The organism is Bacillus sp. FSL H8-0492, assembly GCF_038006145.1.
GTDB lineage: Bacteria > Bacillota > Bacilli > Bacillales > Bacillaceae_G > Bacillus_A > Bacillus_A mycoides.
Genome location: NZ_JBBOUP010000001.1, coordinates 3,023,683 through 3,042,351, shown reverse-complemented (window position 1 = coordinate 3,042,351; position 18,669 = coordinate 3,023,683). Strand labels below are relative to the sequence as shown.

14 protein-coding genes, 2 pseudogenes and 1 other annotated feature are annotated in these 18,669 nt (G+C 33.8%); of the genes and pseudogenes, 15 read left to right on the top strand and 1 reads right to left on the bottom strand.

The features are described 5' to 3' along the window. The first annotated feature begins 14 nt into the window (after nucleotides 1-14). The 15 genes and pseudogenes from MHH66_RS15640 (at nucleotide 15) to MHH66_RS15570 (ending at nucleotide 16,346) form a co-directional block, all read left to right on the top strand. The gene (locus MHH66_RS15640) at nucleotides 15-2,690 is read left to right on the top strand and encodes a tetratricopeptide repeat protein (RefSeq protein WP_078185404.1); all 2,676 of its coding nucleotides are present in this window, start codon (nucleotides 15-17) and stop codon (nucleotides 2,688-2,690) included. 23 nt (nucleotides 2,691-2,713) lie between these two features. Then, nucleotides 2,714-5,536 carry a hypothetical protein gene (locus tag MHH66_RS15635; protein ID WP_078185403.1) on the top strand — a complete coding sequence of 941 codons (2,823 nt, stop codon included), beginning with the start codon at nucleotides 2,714-2,716 and terminating at the stop codon, nucleotides 5,534-5,536. A 70-nt stretch (nucleotides 5,537-5,606) separates the two neighbouring features. After that, a complete protein-coding gene (locus tag MHH66_RS15630) occupies nucleotides 5,607-6,044 on the top strand; it encodes an SseB family protein (protein WP_063219634.1) in 438 nt (145 codons plus the stop codon). A 56-nt stretch (nucleotides 6,045-6,100) separates the two neighbouring features. Beyond that, entirely contained in the window at nucleotides 6,101-7,510 is a 1,410-nt protein-coding gene (locus MHH66_RS15625) for a WXG100 family type VII secretion target (protein ID WP_078185402.1), read from the top strand. A gap of 29 nt (nucleotides 7,511-7,539) precedes the next feature. Next, nucleotides 7,540-8,055, top strand: coding sequence for a SecY-interacting protein Syd (locus tag MHH66_RS15620; protein ID WP_002137246.1), 516 nt, complete (start codon nucleotides 7,540-7,542; stop codon nucleotides 8,053-8,055). Between the two features lie 217 nt (nucleotides 8,056-8,272). After that, nucleotides 8,273-8,764 carry an SMI1/KNR4 family protein gene (locus tag MHH66_RS15615; protein ID WP_002137245.1) on the top strand — a complete coding sequence of 164 codons (492 nt, stop codon included), beginning with the start codon at nucleotides 8,273-8,275 and terminating at the stop codon, nucleotides 8,762-8,764. 194 nt (nucleotides 8,765-8,958) lie between these two features. Beyond that, entirely contained in the window at nucleotides 8,959-9,165 is a 207-nt protein-coding gene (locus MHH66_RS15610; protein ID WP_078185409.1) for a hypothetical protein, read from the top strand. Between the two features lie 203 nt (nucleotides 9,166-9,368). Next, nucleotides 9,369-10,154 carry a recombinase family protein gene (locus MHH66_RS15605; RefSeq protein ID WP_063219633.1) on the top strand — a complete coding sequence of 262 codons (786 nt, stop codon included), beginning with the start codon at nucleotides 9,369-9,371 and terminating at the stop codon, nucleotides 10,152-10,154. A 154-nt stretch (nucleotides 10,155-10,308) separates the two neighbouring features. Next, nucleotides 10,309-11,544, top strand: coding sequence for an IS110 family transposase (locus MHH66_RS15600; RefSeq protein WP_063219632.1), 1,236 nt, complete (start codon nucleotides 10,309-10,311; stop codon nucleotides 11,542-11,544). 171 nt (nucleotides 11,545-11,715) lie between these two features. Continuing rightward, nucleotides 11,716-12,009 carry an HNH/ENDO VII family nuclease gene (locus MHH66_RS15595; RefSeq protein ID WP_078185401.1) on the top strand — a complete coding sequence of 98 codons (294 nt, stop codon included), beginning with the start codon at nucleotides 11,716-11,718 and terminating at the stop codon, nucleotides 12,007-12,009. Nucleotides 12,010-12,024: 15 nt separating this feature from the next. Beyond that, nucleotides 12,025-12,474 (top strand): SMI1/KNR4 family protein, encoded by a 450-nt coding sequence (locus MHH66_RS15590; protein ID WP_001030887.1) that lies wholly within the window; start codon nucleotides 12,025-12,027, stop codon nucleotides 12,472-12,474. A 764-nt stretch (nucleotides 12,475-13,238) separates the two neighbouring features. After that, a complete protein-coding gene (locus MHH66_RS15585) occupies nucleotides 13,239-14,021 on the top strand; it encodes a recombinase family protein (RefSeq protein WP_078185400.1) in 783 nt (260 codons plus the stop codon). 157 nt (nucleotides 14,022-14,178) lie between these two features. Beyond that, nucleotides 14,179-15,418: pseudogene (locus MHH66_RS15580) on the top strand (IS110 family transposase). A gap of 74 nt (nucleotides 15,419-15,492) precedes the next feature. Further along, nucleotides 15,493-15,903: pseudogene (locus tag MHH66_RS15575) on the top strand (hypothetical protein); the annotation flags it as partial. 5 nt (nucleotides 15,904-15,908) lie between these two features. Beyond that, nucleotides 15,909-16,346, top strand: coding sequence for an SMI1/KNR4 family protein (locus MHH66_RS15570; protein WP_063219629.1), 438 nt, complete (start codon nucleotides 15,909-15,911; stop codon nucleotides 16,344-16,346). Between the two features lie 795 nt (nucleotides 16,347-17,141). Here MHH66_RS15570 and MHH66_RS15565 read toward each other — a convergent pair. Next, on the bottom strand, nucleotides 17,142-17,891 hold the full coding sequence (locus MHH66_RS15565) for an ABC transporter permease subunit (protein WP_234803747.1): 750 nt from the start codon (nucleotides 17,889-17,891) through the stop codon (nucleotides 17,142-17,144). A 477-nt stretch (nucleotides 17,892-18,368) separates the two neighbouring features. Beyond that, nucleotides 18,369-18,617: a binding site (T-box leader), on the top strand. The last annotated feature ends 52 nt before the right edge of the window (nucleotides 18,618-18,669 follow it).

Here is an 18,669-nt window from a genome sequence, read left to right as displayed (position 1 = left end):
AGTAAGGGGATAAAATGGGATTCAGACCAGAAGTGGGAGAAAAAATTGTTTTTAATAAAGATGCTTATCATTTTGCAAAGCATCCAGCAGTTATTGGGATTGATATGCCATATGGGCAAGAAGGTAGACAAGGAACGGTATATCAGCTACAACATGAAAATAGTGTAGATCGAATCGCATTAAAAGTTTTTAAGGAACGCTATCGTGATGAAAAACATCAATTAGTATTTTTAAAACCACTTTCTTCTATAGCGGGTCTTAAAGTATGTTCACGTTACATTGTTACAAAAAAAGAACATACATCTGTAATTGAAAAGTCAGAAGATCTTGCGAATAGTATTGTGATGCCTTGGATTGAAGGGCCAACTTGGGCTGATATTTTACAAGAGCAACGAATGTTATCAAAACAGCAATGTTTTTTTATTGCAGAAGCATTTCTAACAACACTTAAAACAATGGAAGAAAATGAGATTGCTCATAATGACTTGTCATCTAGTAACATACTAATACCTTTTTTAAGTGAAAATCCTATTGAAGGTCAACACCGTATTGAGCTTGTTGATGTTGAGCAAATGTATGGGCCAAAAAGTAAAAGACCTTCGTTATTGCCAGCAGGTTCAGCGGGTTATGCGCCAATGTATTTAAAAAGCGGGGTATGGCAAAAAGAAGCCGATCGATTTGCTGGTGCTATTTTATTAGGAGAAATATTAAGCTGGTGTAGTGAAGAAGTTCGAAATACAAAATGGACGGATGCAAGTTACTTTAAAACGGAAGAAATGCAGACCGAATGTGAAAGATATACGTTACTTCAGCAAGTATTACATAATCAATGGAATGGGGAAATTGCTAGGCTATTTAAGCAGGCATGGAATAGTAACTCTTTCGCAGAATGTCCAAGCTTTGCACAGTGGTACGATGCATTTAATAGCGCAAGAGAAATAATAAAAATTGATGCGGAAAGGCAGTCAGCACAAGAACATTCTCTTTTTGTATCGAAATGTTTGGAAATTGCAAGATTGTTTGAAGAGAGAGGACTTAAACAAGCGGCATTATATGAATATAAAAAAATTTTCAATTCACTTAATCCATCAACAGCTCTAAAACAAGAACTCGCATATATCATTCAAACTATGGAGAGTCAAGAGCCTGAAATAAATCAAAAAAAGGTACTACAAATTTATTTGGAACTAGCTACTGAATTGGAACGAGAAAACAATGCAGAATTTGCTTGTTTCGTCTATTCACGAATCGTACAATTTCCAAACATTGATCATGCGTTAAAAAAGGAAATTGAAAGCATTATTGAAGAGATAAAAGAAGAACAAGGAACACAGCCGCAGCAAGAAATAGCAGCCAAAATTACAGTTCCTAATAGCATTCTACAGAGTCGGAAACAACCAAAAAAACAAGTTGAATATGATATAGATGATGAAATTTTAAATGCAAAAGCATCGAATCAACCACTTACAGTAGCGCATGAACAAAGTGAACCGTCTGCTTTTTCTAAATGGTGGAAAAAGAATAAGAAACGGATTTTGATTATTGGCTCAATAGTAGTAGTTGTTATAGGTGGTTCAACGTTATTTTATTTCTATACAACAAACGCTAAATATCAAAAATATATGGAACAAGCACGACAAGCTTATCATGATAAAAAATATACAAAAGCAGAAGAGGCTGTTGGTCATGCAATTACAGTGAAAGGAAGAGACGAAGCGCATCTTCAATTAGCAACAATTTACGTTGCTGAAGGAAAGAATAAAATTGCAATCGATTATATTACCAAATTAATAAAGGATAGAGAAATTGATAAAGAAAATAATGAAGCTGCCTATTTATTAGCTTCAGCAAATTTCCGCATCGGAAAATATCAAGAAGCAGTGTTGAATTTTGAACAAGCATTAGCGAATAATGCAAAAGGAATTGAACCGTATAAAAAAGATGCTATGCGAGATTTAGCTGTAAGTCATATGAAGATGAAAGAATTTGAAAAAGCAGAAGATGTTATTGTCAAAATGAGTACGAAGACAAATGAGGATAAGGCAATTGTTTCGTATTTAAAAGGGCAACTATCAACAGCAACTGTGCAGTTAGACAAAGCGGAATCTTTCTTTAAAGAAGCTATTATACAAGATTCAAAGAATGCCATATATACAATTGAACTTTCAAATTTATATGTGCTTTGGAATAAAACAAACCTAATTGATAGTGCGAAAAAAGAAATGAATTATCAACAGGCATCTCAAGTATTACAGGCTGCGATTCAAAAAGATATGAAAAATATAGAATTATTAAATCAACTTGGAATTGTGTATTATGAAGCTGGTCAATTTTACGAAACGCGAGATGGTGCAAAGAGTAATGCTGCGTATCAACAAGCATTGGATGCTTACAATAGAGTTGTCAACAGTGGGACTCGCGACATAAATACGCTTGTAAATATAGGGATTTTATACGATAAAGTGGGACAAGGAAATGAAGCAGAGAAATTTTTTACAGAAGCATACTCACAAAATGATGAAGATCCACATGTGAACTTTGCATTTGGAATGTTCAAAATTAAACAGAAAAAATATGAAGAAGCGAGCCGCTTCTTAAGAAAAACAGTACAAGCAAATGAAAATGAAGCTGAAGTAAGAGCAGCACAAGAAAAACTAGCAGAAATGAAAACAAACGGCTGGATTCAATAAAGATAGGAAAAGGGGAAAAAGGCATGGAGGAAAACAATAATAACCTAGGGAAAAAAGTTGCTATATCAGTAATGTCGGTAGCTTTATTTGGAACGTCAGGATATCTTGTGTATGACAAAGGCTTTAGCACAGCGGGAAGAGAAACTGTAAAACTAGCAAGTAATACAGAAGAGAAAAAAGATGATCGTATTACAGGAAGCAACTTACAGTCTATGTTCCCAAATTTAGTTGGTGATCCTGCAAAAAAAGATGAAAAACCTGGCGAAAAACCAACTGTTAATTTAGCAGACCTAATCGGAAATAATAAATCACCAATTACACCAATGACGTATAAGCCAGATGATGTGTTGGTGGAAAAGAAAGATCCACAGATTAAATTGTCAGACGCACCAATGCCACAAAAGCCAGAGTTGCCAACAAATATGGTAGGACCTGTGGCAGAACCGGGTAAGGTGAATGATAATAAACAGCAACTTAATGGGCAAGAAGGAGATGGGCAAAAGCCAGATACAGGTATAAAACCAGATACAAAACCGGATACAAAACCAGACACAACGCCAGATACAAAACCAGATACAAAACCAGACACAACGCCAGATACAAAACCAGACGCAACGCCAGATACAAAACCAGATACAAAACCGGATACAAAACCAGATACAAAACCAGATACAAAACCAGATACAAAGCCAGATACAAAACCAGATACAAAACCAGATACAAAACCAGATACAAAACCAGATACAAAGCCAGATCCAGAACCAACATACCCAACAATTACAGTATCACCAAAAACGGGTGATACTTTAGTTGAGTGGTACGCTGGGAATGGACAATACTACTCATCTGTTTTCTTTAATGATTTTTATACGAATCAAAATGAACCGAACCAATATGTATTAAATAATCTAACTAACGATCAGAGCCAAAAAAAAGACTGGACGCTTGTTAGCCAATTGAATACAACATCAGAATCAAAATCAGTAGCAGAACGTAAGTTAGCAATAGATAATTTAGAACAAATTCTTACAAGTGGTGAATATTCAAATGAGAGAGCGTTATTCTATTTACGTAATCAAATCAATGTGCTAAATGGATCGGTTCACAAGGAAGAAGAGTTACAAAAATATTTAACTGAAAATAAGAAAAAATGTATTGAATTAGTAGCAAAAAATGTTTATGAAGCAGCAACAGAAGAAAAAGAAAAGTGGTCAAATACAGGGGATGTAGCATCTTTAGAACAAGCATTAAGTAAATTTTATTTAGTCACGTCTGTATTTGAAAGTGTAGATCCTAAATTAGTAGAAAAAGCGAATCAAGATGTAGAAGATATTTTCAACCAGCTATTAGAAGAAGAAATAAAGAACCTTAATATCCAAACATCAGTAGTGATGTCTACAACTGAAACAAAAGAAAATGCAAGCCCAGTGAAAGAAGATACTAGTAGTAATGAAGGAAAAGCAGTGAAAGAAGTTACTAGCAATAATGAAGGAAAAGTAGTTAAAGAAGAAAATGTAAGTGAAAATGAGGCAACAGCTACATCAAGCGAGAAAAATCTAAAAGATTCAATAACTGAAGGTGCCACAAATAACGATAAAACAAATAATGTAGATTCAAGTAATCAAAAAGAAAAAGTGAAATCTGACCCGGTTGAAGAAGCAATTGCTCAAATTGATGTATATTTAAATCCAGAGAATCCACATTATGAAAATGCTTTACTATTAGTAAATGAATGGATTGATAAGGCAACGGGTCAACAAAAAAATACAATAGAACAGAAATTTAGTGTAGTAGTAGAGGGACTTCGTGGACAAATAAAAGATCCTAATTTTACAGTGGAAGATGCTATAAAGAAAGCAAATTTATTAGCAAATACGGCAAGGGTAGAAAAATCTGTTCAAGACGAATCTCATAAGTTATTAATGCCGCTAATGTTTGAAAAAAAAGCAAACGAAGCTGCAAATAAAGGCGAATATTATACAGCGGTATTAAATATTGCAAATGCAATTCGTACAAAGCACCCATTGGAACGTTCAAGAGAAGAAATGGTTAATTATGCGAATAAATTATGGACAGATACAGAAAATGAATGGAATAAAATGAATGGAACGACAGGATGGCAAAGTGAAGTAGGTAAAACAGTATTACCATCATACACATTACTTGCACAGTTAAAAGATATTGATAAAACGATTGGCCAAATTAGCGGTATGAATATGATTGATAATGCATCAAGAAAAATGGAGGGAATTCAACTTGTACAATTAGCAGATGAAGAAGCGAATAAAGAAGGACAAACGAGCCTTTATAATGCTTTACATTATTATGGTCAAGCAGCTTCTCGTGGTGTTATTGAGAAAAAAGGATTCTCTAATGTTACTAGTCGTGTAATCAAAGAAATAAAACAGTTAGACAAAACTCAATATAAGGCTGCATTAAACAACTATCAAATTTTGTATAAAACACCAGGAATTGAAGAATTAGGAATTAAAGATGCGATAAAAGCGGAAATTGAATATTTGAGTACATTTGCAGCTGCAAATGTAAGCGGGAATAAAGATACAATTGAAGATTTAGCTTCAGCAATCGAATTGACTTATCATTCTATGGAACTAGCTATGAAATTAGGATATACCGAAGCAGATGAAAAAGAATGGATGAATACGGTAGCTGTAAAAATGTTTAATAAAGGTGCAGGATACATGTCTTCAAATGATACAAATAATGCATATAAATGTTTTGAATTTTTAACTCGTGAAAAATATGCAAACGCTATTAAGGGGGAATTAACTAAAGAGGCAAATAAGAATGTAGAAGATATTAAAGCAATGAACGTTAAAAAATAATTAGATTTAACATTCGCCATCTTACTTTGCGTAAGATGGCGAAATTATTTCACATAAGGAGTGAAGTTCAATGAGTTTACTAGAAATTAGTCCATTAGATGAGGCGTTAGTGGAAGCTTTACAGAACGAAGAAAAAAGAGTTCGTTTTTATGAGATGTTACAGAAATCAAATTTATACGTTGTTGCTTCTGTCGAGGGAGATACAAATGTAGATGAAGAAGGAAATTTGATTTCAACTGATAATACACAATTGCAAATTCATTATTTTGAAATGGAAGAAGGGTTAATGTTACCACTGTATTCTGATTTAAAGCATTTAGAAATGGTTATTCCAGAAGAATGCCCATATGTCTCTATGAATGCAGTTGAATTATTGAAAACGATAGATTTAGAGGCAAATGTCATATTAAACCCAGGAACAAAATTTCAAAAATTATTTGTAAAGGAAGAAATTGAAGCGATTTGTGATAATAGTATTTTTGATGTTTTTTCTAAAGGGGATAAGTAAAATTTGATGCAGTTCTATTCATTTTTGGTATAAAATAGAGGAAGGTGGGAGAAGGTTTGGAAATTAAGGTCAAACCTGAACAACTCGAACAAATTGCCAAAAACATATCAGAGATGCAAACACACAGCCAGAATATACAACAGAATCTCAATCAATCTATGTTTAGTATTCAAATGCAATGGCAAGGAGCAACGAGTCAGCATTTTTATGGGGAATATATGAGATCAATGAGACTCATGGAATCTTACATACGTAACTTACAAGTTACAGAAAAAGAATTATGGCGTATCGCTCAAAAGTTTCGTCAAGCAGATGAAGAATATCAAAAGAAACAAAATGAAAAATTGAAAGAAACCCATAAAAAAGAAAAGAAACATGAAAAATCGTGGTGGGAAAAAGGAATAGAAGGAGCAGCTGAATTCATCGGAGTGAATGATGCAATTCGTGCAGTTACCGGTAAAGACCCAATTACAGGAAAAGAATTATCAACAAAAGAAAGACTCATCGCTGCAGGATGGACACTCCTAAACTTTGTTCCTGTTGGAAAAGTCGCGAGTCTTGCTGGAAAAGGAATAAAGTATGTCGCCTCTAGCTTCGGGAAGACAATTGTAAAAGCAGGAAAAGGACTAGGCGAAGGCATAACAATGGTGGCTGGAAAAGCTGGAAAAGCAGCTGCCGATGGCATAAAAACAGCCACCCACAAAGTAAAAGAGGGTGTAAACTTCGTAGCCTCCACAGCAAAAAGCTTTGCCGACAAAATCGGAAGCTTATGGAACAAAGGTGCCACAACCGTAAAAACAACCTTCCTACAAGGAAATCAACAAATCCAGCACGCAGTAAAAATATTACTGGAGTACAAATGGATTCCGGGTGTGGGAAAAGCCTACGTCATGCCTGGAGTAGGAATGGTCCGAGAAACGGGACAGCATTCTCTGAAAGATGCTTATCAGTATATGACAAATAGGGGTGTTAAGGGTACGGGTGAAACGGTTAAGAAGATAGGTGATATTAATGATCCTATTAGAACATATCGTGGTGCTGATTTAGGTAAGCTAGAGGCTAAATATACTGCGGATCCTCGGTTAACTGTTGAGATGCCCTATGTTGGTAAAGGTGAAAAAAACACCAATGCAGAGGGCTGGTTACGCGATAAAGATTTTTATTGGAAAGAGATGTTAGAGAAGTACCCAGAAGCGTTTAATAGGTCAAATAGACAAAAAATAGAATTAGGATTCGCACCTATAAACAATCCAACGTTTAGAAAACATTTTCCCCAATATGATTTAAAAGAATTATATAATGACACTTTAATACATCATCACATTGGTGGTGGAGGTCAAGCTGTGGCTGTACCCTCAAAGCTACATCCAGGTTTAGGAGGGATTCATAATGCTGAGAAAAGCGCAGGAGTTTGGGGAAATGACCAAAAATATGCTGAACTATTAGAAAAATTCTTAGAAAAGTAAGGGTGATTATTTTGGTAATGAAGGATGCTATGAGCAAATATTTTAATTTAAGAAAAGAATATTTTGATAAAGGGTTAGATTTTTTATTTAAAACGTCATATAACGAAGAAGTTGATTCATTTATATATCAGGGTGAAATGGATGATGAAGAAGAAATTTCATGGAAACCTATTGAAAAAAATAATAAGGATGATTTAACGACGATTGAGGAAAGATTTGAAATTAAACTGCACACTTCAATTGATGATTATTTTAATTCTTATTGGTTTGCTGATTTAGATGGATTTATTGGTAATCATTATATTAGGCTAGAACCTGTATTACCAAATATTGAATTGGATTCCTTCGAAAGTAATTTAGAAGGGTATAAAAACAATCATAATAAGGTTGATAAGACTCCAATAGGTATAGAGGGGAACGGTTTGATAGTTGTTTTAGATAATGTAAGTGGTAAGGTTGAATTAGAGGATTTTGAACGTGGTTCGTTTGAAGAGATTTCGGATAGTTTAGATGAGTTAATTGCTAGTTTAAAATTACAAAAATAATATACTAAGAACATTTATATGAAAAAATGCCTGATATGAAGTGTAGCCCAAGTGTTAGATGCAATTGGACTGCAGTTTTTTATAGAAAGATGTAATATAAAATTAAGCTAAGACCTACAAAATTTATGTTACTTAAAAAACATATGAACTTAAAGCACTTGATTGTTTACTAAAGGCAACGAGTGCTTTTTTTATCGTATGGGGAGGCCGCAATTAGATGAGAAAAGATTTAACATGGCCAGTACCAGATGAGCCGGTTTCAGCAGAATATATATATGAAGTGGGTAAGCAGATGGATTTTATATTTCCAAGTGATTATGTAGAGTGTGCTATTACTAATAATGGTTCAGCGGTATTACCATATAAGTTTGAGGTGGATGGAGTAACAAGAGTGTTTGGGACATTGCTCTCTTATGATACGGATAGTAGCGAATATATTGTTAAAGTATATCGTACTTATGCCACTACTATACCTAAAGAGTTAGTTCCTTTTGCTTTTGACCCAGCAGGAAATTTAATATGTTTTGACTATAAAAATGCCAAAAATAACCCTGTTGTGGTATTTTGGGAACATGAGAATGCTGGCGAAAAAGAAATGTTAATGCGTCAAGAAGGTCTAACAGAAGCACAAGTAGAAGAACTGGCAAGAGAAAATGTATTTTACATTGCAGATACATTTACTGATTTTTTAAGTGAATTACACGATTGAAAAATATAATGATGAATGAAAAATAAAGTTTATGTGAAGTGGATAGAAAAAATAATAGGGTGTTTGAAAATAGATACTCCATGATGGTTGTACCATCATAGAGTGTTATGTGCAATGATAGAATAGAAAATAAAGTACGAGCTTAGGCGAGATGACATTTTACCGGGCGATAAATATAAACACATGGAATGTATATTAAACTAACGAACTCGTACAAACTCGTAAGTTTTAATATAGTATTTGTCATGATGTACAAAAGGTGTCATACTGTTACTACAAAACTTACAAATTTACGCTACTTAAAAATATATGAACTTAAAGCACTTGATTGTCAACTAAAGGCAACAAGTGCTTTTTTGCGTTTTAGGATAGAAATAGGTAGACACATTATAATTTTATAAGTGCACGAAGTATTAAATTTTTATAGATTGTAATGGCTTTGTACAGTGTATAACGAGAGTAGAAGAAAAAATAAAGGGTTGTATTATGTTTTGAAGTCATCGTAAAGTACGTTTTAACGGATTTACGTTACGAACACGTTATCCGCAAAAAAACGGGTTAACGTTACAGGGACTCAAATTACTGTAACGGGAGGGAATTTATGATGGGAAAGAAAGTAGTTGGTTACATACGAGTTTCAACGGAAGGACAAGTACGTGATGGGTATAGTTTAGCGTATCAAGTAGAAGAGATTGAACGTTACTGTAACGAAAATAATTTAGAACTACTTCGTGTGTATGAAGATAGAGGATTAAGCGGAGCGACTGTTGATGAAGAGGGATTAACAGTTGAACGTGATGGACTACAAGAGCTATTGTCGGATATGGCGTATAAACAAGTAAGCTATGTTGTTGTGTTGAATACATCACGATTGTGGCGCTCTGATATGGCGAAAGTATTAATACAACGAGAACTAAAGAAACATGAAGTAGATGTGAAGGCAATTGAACAATCAAGCTATAGTATTTACACACATGATCCAAATGACTTTTTGGTGAATGGCATGTTAGAACTATTAGACCAATATCAACGACTTGAAATTGCGTTGAAGTTAAGTAGAGGTAGAAAGAAGAAGGCTGAACGAGGTGGATATGCAGGTGGTGGCGTACTTTTTGGCTACAAGGCCAAAAAAGGACCAAAGGTGTTAGAAGTAGATGCTGGGAAAGCAGTAGTTGTACGTAGACTATTTGAGTTAAGACACATTTTTAAACATTGGTCACTTACCCAATTGGCAGAACAATTGAATGTAGAAGGCTACTGCACAGCGAAAGGTAAACAATTTACGAAAGTACAAGTGAAACGCATGTTAGATAGAGAGAATTTTTATCGTGGCATGTATAAATACGGGGAAATACAAACAAATGGAAAACATGCAGCAATTATTTTGTAAATCCACTTAAAAAATTAGCTCATTTTACTATACATACTACTAGAGTTATGAAAAATGGATAGGCTTGCGTACCTATGCGCATCGGAAGATGAACGCTCGAACTAAGGTTGCCGACATTTTTATATGACTAAATAATTGAATAGAGGGATGCGTTATGCATAATAGGCAGAACTATTTGTATGTAGGAGTAGATTTACATAAAGAGCATCATACGGCTGTTATTATTAATTGTTGGCAAGAGAAACTAGGAGAAATACAATTTGAGAATAAACCATCTGCATTTTCGAAGTTCTTATTAGAAGTAGAGACATATGTGTGTGATGGGATAACTGTTGTATTTGGTTTAGAAGATGTTGGCGGTTATGGAAGAGCATTAGCGAAATATTTAGTAGATCACGAACAGGTAGTAAAAGAAGTAAATCCAGCTTTATCATTTTTAGAACGAAAAAGCCAAGTGATGATACAAAAAAATGATAGTTGGGATGCGGAATGTGTGGCACGCATATTGATAAACAAATTTAATCAATTACCAAATGCAAAGCCAAACGATTTATTATGGTCAATACAACAACTGGTTTCAAGAAGGAATGCATTAGTAAAAGCACAAGCTGCTTTGAAAAATCAACTACATATTCAATTAAATCATCATTATCCAAGCTATAAAAAGTTTTTCTCAGAGTTAGATGGGAAAACAGCATTAGCGTTTTGGCAGCAATATCCGTCATCCTCTTGTTTAGAGGGGGCAAATATAAAGCAATTAACAGCTTTTTTATTAGATGTTAGCAACAATACATGTTCAGTAAAGAAAGCAAGCGAAATATTAAAACTTGTAAAAGAAGATGGACATACAATGAAGGAATATCAACAAACACGAGACTTTTTAGTAAGAAGTATTGTACGGGATATTGAGTTTAAAAAGACAGAAATGAAATACATCGAGAGAGAATTAAAACAGCTAGTAAAACTACTAGATTATCAATTAGAAACGATGCCGGGAATAGAACTTGTGACGGCATCAGCATTAATTGCAGAAATTGGGGATGTAAGGCGATTTCCAAATGCCAATAAATTAGCACGATTTGCGGGGATTGCGCCTGTTTACTTTGGTTCTGGTGGGAAAGGTAAGACACATAAAAGCAAACAAGGAAACAGGGCGTTACACGCTTTATTTTATAATTTAGCTGTACAGCAAGTGCAAGTAGCGAAAGGAAGTAAGTTACCTAGAAACCCAGTGTTTCATGCATACTATCAAAAGAAACTTAAAGAGGGAAAAACAAAAGGACAAGCATTGGTATGTATTATGAGAAGGCTTGTAAACATTGTATATGGCATGATGAAACATAAAACGGCATATGAATTGCCGGTAGTACAAGAGAAAGAAGTAATTTAATAAGGTTTTACATGGTTTGTTTTTTTATTGTGAGAGTTTAAGATTACAACATAGGGTACGGGTAAAGAATATAAAAACTATAAGGATGTAGAATATACTGGAACAACTAAAGTTAATGGAGAAGTAAGGGATATTAGCAGACGGGTTTTTCAAAGGTTAGATATTGATTATATGAGAATTGACCCTAAAACTGGTATGACAAATCTCCAATTGATGAAAAAAGGAAGAGCACCAATTTGGCAAGATGGGACTGCTATAGAACTTCATCATTTAATTCAAAGAGAGCCCGGATCAATGGTGGAGCTCACGGGTAGTATGCATAAGGAATATTATAAAATATTGCATGGCTTAGTGGAGAATGGTGGAAGCTTTAGAAACGACCCTGTGTTAAAAAAGCAATATGAAAATTTTAGGTCGAAATATTGGAGATGGAGAGCTAAACAAATAGATAAAGCTGAATTATAAAAGGAGGAATTTTGAATGAATAAAGAGGAATTAACCAATTTTATTAAGATAAATATGGAATCAGATGACTTTACTGGTGGAGTAGATAAAAAACAAGTTGATTATGTTCAAGATACCCTACAGTTAAAATTGCCAGAAAGTTATAAGTGGTTTTTAACTAATTATGGCTCTGGTGGGTTATTTGGTGTTGATATTTTAGGGGTGGCTAAGTCTAATATAGCTTCTGTTGTTATTGAAACAGAGAGTTATAGGGATTTAGGAATGAGTGAGAATTTAGTAGTTATTGAAGATATTGGGGAATATGCTTATTGTCTAGACACTAGTAATATGGAAAACAATGAGTGCCCAGTAATAGCATGGGATAGACAAGGTGGACTTGATGACTACAATACAGCAAAGAATTTTTATGAGTTTTTATCACAAAGGTTATTGGATGCAAAAGAAGCATGGGAAGAAGAGTTTTAATATAGATAAATGACCTTGTTTAGCTTAAAGCTGAATAAGGTCATTTTTATTATAAGAAGATTAATTGTTTATGATGAATAGAAGTTATAAGTATTATTATTATATTTTTTATTTTATATATGAGGATATTTAAAGCTTTATACGTAGGTAGACAAGAAAAGAGAATGAAAACGAATTTGTTTTTGATGTGGATAGAAAAAATATATGGTGTTTGAAAGTAAGTACTCCATGATGGTTGTACCATCATGGAGTACTATGTGCAATGATAGAATAGAAAACGAAGTACGAGCTTAGGCGAGATGACATTTTACTGGATGATGAATATTAAGGCATGGAATGGACATAAAACTAACGAATTCGTACAATCTCGTAAATTTTAACGTAGTAGTTGTCACGACATATAAAAGGTGTCATACTGTTGCCATAAAATTTACAAAATTAATGCTACTTAAAAACATATGAACTTAAAGCACTTGATTGTCAACTAGAGGCAACAAGTGTTTTTTTTGCGTTTTAGCGTAGAAATTTAAAAGAGCACTATAATTTTATAAGTGCATTAAGTGTTAAATTTTTATTGTTGTTTTATAGATTGTAATGGCTATGTACAGCGTACGACGATAGTAGAGGAAAAAATAAAGGGTTGTATTATTTTTTGAAATCATCGTAAAGTACGTTTTAACGGATGGACGTTATGCACACGTTAGCCGCAAAAAACGGGTAAACGTTACAGGGATTGTAATCGCTGTAACGGGAGGGAGTTTGATATGGAAGAGAAAGTAGTTGGCTATGTACGAGTTTCAACAGAAGGACAAGTACGTGAAGGATACAGCCTAACGTATCAAGTAGAAGAAATTGAACGGTACTGCATTGAAAATAAACTACAGCTGCTTCACATATACGAAGATAAAGGAATTAGCGGAGCGACAGTAGATGAAGATGGATTAACAGTTGAACGTGAAGGCTTACAAGAATTACTGTCAGATATGACGTATCATCAAGTAAGCAAAGTTATTGTGCTCAATACATCTCGGTTATGGCGCTCTGATATGGCAAAAGTGTTAATACAACGAGAACTAAAGAAACATGAGGTTGATGTGAAAGCAATTGAACAACCGAATTACAGTATATATACACATGATCCCAATGACTTTTTAGTAAATGGCATGTTAGAGCTATTAGACCAATATCAACGTCTCGAGATTGCATTGAAGCTAAGTAGAGGCAGAAAGAAGAAAGCGGAACAAGGTGGATATGCAGGTGGCGGTGTGATGTTTGGTTACACGGCAAAGAAAGGTCAAAAAGTACTAGAAGTAGATGCGGAAAAAGCAATGATTGTACGTAGGCTATTTGAGTTACGACACTTTTTTAGGCATTGGTCACTTGCTCAATTAGCGGAACGACTTAATGTAGAGGGCTATCGTACAGAGAAAGGAAAGCTGTTTACGAAAGTACAAGTGAAACGTATGTTAGACCGAGAGAACTTTTATCGAGGGGGGTATACATACGGGCAAATACAAACAAATGGGAAACATCCAGCAATTATATAATAGTCGTACTTAAAAAAATCACTCATTTTACTATATGTACTTATGAAATTATGAAAATGGATAGGCTTGCGTACCTATGCGCATCGGAAGATGAACGCTCGAACTAAGGTGCCGACGTTTTTATATATGACTAAATCATTGAATAGAGGGATGAGTTATGCAGAATAGACAGAACTATTTGTATGTAGGAGTAGATTTACATAAGGAGCATCATACGGCTGTTATTATTAATTGCTTGCTGGCAAGAGAAATTAGGAGAAATACATTTTGATAATAAACCATCGGCATTTTCGAAGTTTTTATTAGAAGTAGAGACATATGTGAATGATGGTTTATCAGTTGTATTTGGTTTAGAAGATGTTGGTGGTTATGGAAGAGCATTAGCGAAATATTTAGTAGATCATGAACAAGTAGTGAAAGAAGTAAATCCAGCTTTATCATTTTTAGAACGAAAGAGCCAAGTGATGATACAAAAAAATGATAGTTGGGATGCGGAATGTGTGGCACGCATATTGGTAAACAAATTTGAGCAACTACCAAATGTAAATCCAAACGATTTATTTTGGTCGATACAACAATTGGTTTCAAGAAGGAATGCATTAGTAAAAGCACAAAGTGCGTTAAAGAACCAACTACATATTCAATTAAACCATCATTATCCAAGCTATAAAAAGTTTTTCTCAGAAGTAGATGGGAAAACAGCATTAGCATTTTGGCAGCAATATCCGTCACCCTCTTGTTTGGAGGGGACGGATATAAAGCGATTAACAGCTTTTTTATTAGATGTTAGCAACAATACATGTTCAGTAAAGAAAGCAAGCGACATATTAAAACTTGTAAAAGAAGATGGACATACAATGAAGGAATATCAAGAAACACGAGACTTTTTAGTAAGAAGTATTGTACGGGATATTGAGTTTAAAAAGAAGGAAATGAAATACATCGAAAGAGAATTAAAACAGTTAGTAAATCTACTAGATTATCAATTAGAGACGATGCCGGGAATAGAACTTGTGACGGCATCAGCATTAATAGCTGAGATAGGAGATATAAGACGATTTCCAAATACCAATAAATTAGCACGATTTGCGGGGATTGCGCCTGTTTACTTTGGTTCTGGTGGGAAAGGTAAGGTGCATAAAAGCAAACAAGGAAACAGGGCGTTACACGCTTTATTTTATAATTTAGCTGTACAGCAAGTGCAAGTAGCAAAAGGAAGTAAGAAGCCACGGAATCCAGTGTTTCATGCGTACTACCAAAAGAAATTAAAAGAAGGAAAAACAAAAGGACAAGCATTGGTATGTAGTATGAGAAGGCTTGTAAACATTGTATATGGCATGATGAAATATAAAACAGCTTATGAATTGCCGGTAGTGGAAGAAAAAGAAGTAGTTTAATAAGGTTTTACATGGTTTGCTTTTTTATTGTGAGGGTTTAAGATTACAACATAGGGTACAGTTAAAATTGATTATTAGCTAAAGTTTATATTAGAGATGTAGAGTCAAAAACAGGATTGAAGCTTCATAAAAACCAAATAGAACAATTAAAGGCTGCTCTAAGGGAACATAAGTATGAAAAAATGACGCCATTGGAAACGTTAAAACACAGAAATAAATTTAACAGTGTGAAAAACAAATTGATAAGTGAATGGGAAGAAAAAACAGGGCAAACATGGCCAAGATATACTGAGGAAGTTTATGATAAAAAAGGTAGAGTAGCAAGGGATATTGGGCAACCCTATGATGCGCATCATATTATAGAGAATAATTTTGGTGGGCCTCATGAATGGTGGAATATACATCCAGCTAAATTTCCTGATGAACATCAGGCAGGAATTCATGGTAAAGGGTCACCATCAAATAAATTATTTCCAAGGAGGTAGTTTTAATGGCTACATTTGATTTTATAAAAAATAGTCATCATAAGTTTTTTAAATTACAAGAAAATGAACTTATAGTGGCAGAAGAGAGACTTGGATTTGCATTTCCTAATGAACTTAGAAATTTTTACTTAGAAGTTGGCTATGGTTTTATAAAAGGAAATAATGTGGATGCAATAAATAGAATAATGGATCCAGATACTATAGCAGATATTACATTGAGAGAAGGTATTTACGAGTTTGATCCAGATTTAGAGGGAATATACGAGGAAGAAGATAAATTGGTTTTTTATGAAGTAAACGAGGGTGTATATTTAACACTTGATTTGAATACTCCTCAACAAACTCCTGTATATTTTTTTGAGACCCAAATAGCTGATTCATTGGAGGAATTTATACGAAAAATTAATCAGGATGCTGAATATTTTGTGGATATGGTTGATTAATATTCTAGTATAGATTAAAAGTCTTCAGTAATAAGTAAACAAACGAGATTGGTTATAGTCACTTTATAAGTATTATAGTCACCTTACTACTCAATGTATACTTTACACACGAGAATGACAAAGTTCGTGATGTTATTAAAGTTAAATATACACTGGCACATAAGACAAGCAAACGAAAAAGCACTTATTTTTGAAGTGGACAGAAAAAGAATAGGCTGTTAAAAAGCATATACCCCATGATAGTTGTACCATCATAGAGTGTTATGTGCAATGATAGAACAGAAAACGAAGTACGAGCTTAGGCGAGATGACATTTTACTGAGTCATTAATATAAACACATGAAATAGACATAAAACTAACAAACTCGTAAGTTTTAACGTAGTATTTGTCGTGATATACAAAAGGTGTCATACTGTTACTACAAAACTTACAAATACATGCTACTTAAAAACATATGAACTTAAAGCACTTGATTGTCTATGAAAGGCAACAAGTGCTTTTTTGTGTTTTAACGTGAAAATTTAAAGGAGCACTATAATTTTATAAGTGCGCTAAGTGTTAATTTTTATAGATTGTAATGGCTGTGAACAGTGTATGACGATAGTAGAGGGCAAAATAAAGGGTTGTGTTATGTTTTGAAGTCATCTTAAATTATGTTTTAATGGATAGACGTTATAGGGATTGTAATCATGTCTACTACATCGATAGATAAAAGCTATTCAGCAAAAAGAAGCAGCGTAACAAAAAGAAGATAAAGACGATTTAGATGATTAATATACAATTGGGTATTGCTGTTAATGTTTTGTCATAAATCTTTGCTTAAACGAAAAAAGAAGGTTTCTTTTTTCGTTTTTTTCTTTAGCCAAAACACTTAATAAAAGCGAGTTATCTATATAATTTACATCTTTATCTAGTGCATTTTGCATTCCAGATAACATCATATATACAGCTAATATAACGATAGTGAAAAATAAAACAGGGCCGAATGCTATCCAAGGTAAAACATTTAAAAACTGATGATTGCGGCCAAGTAAAACAAGTGTACCAGCAATGTTAAATGAAATGGTTTGAAATAGTGCTAAATGCAGTAATAATACTAAAGTTTGCAGCATTTGTTGGTTAATCCAAATGAAGATTTTTGGCGTAAGAAAGGGTTTTAAATGTAATTTACAAATGTGAAAAAACCCACCGCCTAATGTTTTAGAACTTGTCACAAATTCATTTTGTAGTAATAAACGAATTTCATTACTGAAAAGTTGTACTAAATTGGGTACGCTAATAAAAATTAAAACCGAAATTATATAAGTAAGCCAGAGATGTTTTTCATCAGGAGATACGAACACTACAGGTGATAGTAAAAATATCGCTAGTAAGGTAGTCGGGACGTATTGGAATGTTTCAAATAGAACATCTAAAAAGCGTACGTATCGATAAAAGTATGCATGAAGAATACCGAATATAAGTGAAATGATTATACGGAAAAAGCTAATAATCATTGCATAAAAAATTGGTGTTTTTGCATCGTAAAGAGTCCGAATTAACACATCATCTCCATCTTTATCTACACCGAGGGGATGAGAAAAAGATGGGGGTGCTAGGGCAGTACTAGTTATTTTACCATCGACATATTGATAAGCAGGAACAGGTGTGATTTTTACTGCGTCTACTTTCTCTTTCGTAATATAACTTGAAATTATGATAGTTACTAAAATTAAATTGTAAAGTAGGTGTTGGTTGTATAGCTAGCGATGTTGATGAACTTGGAGATGTACCAAAAAACAATTGTGGTAAAGAACAAATCCCAATAATATCAAGGATAATGAACAGTGAGCGGATAATAAAAAACATCCACTCTTTAAAAGTGACATAACGTATTTTTTCCTTATATTTTTATTTGTAAATATTTTCTATGTGATTTTATAAAAATCCTTTTCGACAAAAAAATCAATATATCCCTTGACAGTTACAAATATAACCGATATACTTCATATTAATTTCAAAAGAAAATATATTCTAAATATTAAAATGTGTTGAATAGGAGTAGTAAGGTCATGTATTTGTGCAGAGAGCTATGGGTTGGTGCGACATAGTCAAATGACATCCTGAACTCGCCTAGGAGCAGTAAGGTGGAACGGAATCACATTCTTAGTAAATCTTAACGGTTAACCTTCGATATTAGGTTTGTAATCAAACGATTACTACTAAGGTGGATTCATAATGGAATCAATAAGGGTGGTACCGCGTTAAGTAAATGGCTTAGCGTCTCTTTATATAGAGACGTTGGGCCATTTTTTTATTTTATAGAAAAAGAAATGGAGGTTT

Bases quoted from the DNA above. Each gene is read 5' to 3' on its own strand.
- MHH66_RS15640 (WP_078185404.1), top strand. From the start codon at position 15: ATGGGATTCAGACCAGAAGTGGGAGAAAAAATTGTTTTTAATAAAGAT.
- MHH66_RS15635 (WP_078185403.1), top strand. From the start codon at position 2,714: ATGGAGGAAAACAATAATAACCTAGGGAAAAAAGTTGCTATATCAGTA.
- MHH66_RS15630 (WP_063219634.1), top strand. From the start codon at position 5,607: ATGAGTTTACTAGAAATTAGTCCATTAGATGAGGCGTTAGTGGAAGCT.
- MHH66_RS15620 (WP_002137246.1), top strand. From the start codon at position 7,540: ATGAGCAAATATTTTAATTTAAGAAAAGAATATTTTGATAAAGGGTTA.
- MHH66_RS15615 (WP_002137245.1), top strand. From the start codon at position 8,273: ATGAGAAAAGATTTAACATGGCCAGTACCAGATGAGCCGGTTTCAGCA.
- MHH66_RS15605 (WP_063219633.1), top strand. From the start codon at position 9,369: ATGGGAAAGAAAGTAGTTGGTTACATACGAGTTTCAACGGAAGGACAA.
- MHH66_RS15600 (WP_063219632.1), top strand. From the start codon at position 10,309: ATGCATAATAGGCAGAACTATTTGTATGTAGGAGTAGATTTACATAAA.
- MHH66_RS15595 (WP_078185401.1), top strand. From the start codon at position 11,716: ATGAGAATTGACCCTAAAACTGGTATGACAAATCTCCAATTGATGAAA.
- MHH66_RS15590 (WP_001030887.1), top strand. From the start codon at position 12,025: ATGAATAAAGAGGAATTAACCAATTTTATTAAGATAAATATGGAATCA.
- MHH66_RS15585 (WP_078185400.1), top strand. From the start codon at position 13,239: ATGGAAGAGAAAGTAGTTGGCTATGTACGAGTTTCAACAGAAGGACAA.
- MHH66_RS15570 (WP_063219629.1), top strand. From the start codon at position 15,909: ATGGCTACATTTGATTTTATAAAAAATAGTCATCATAAGTTTTTTAAA.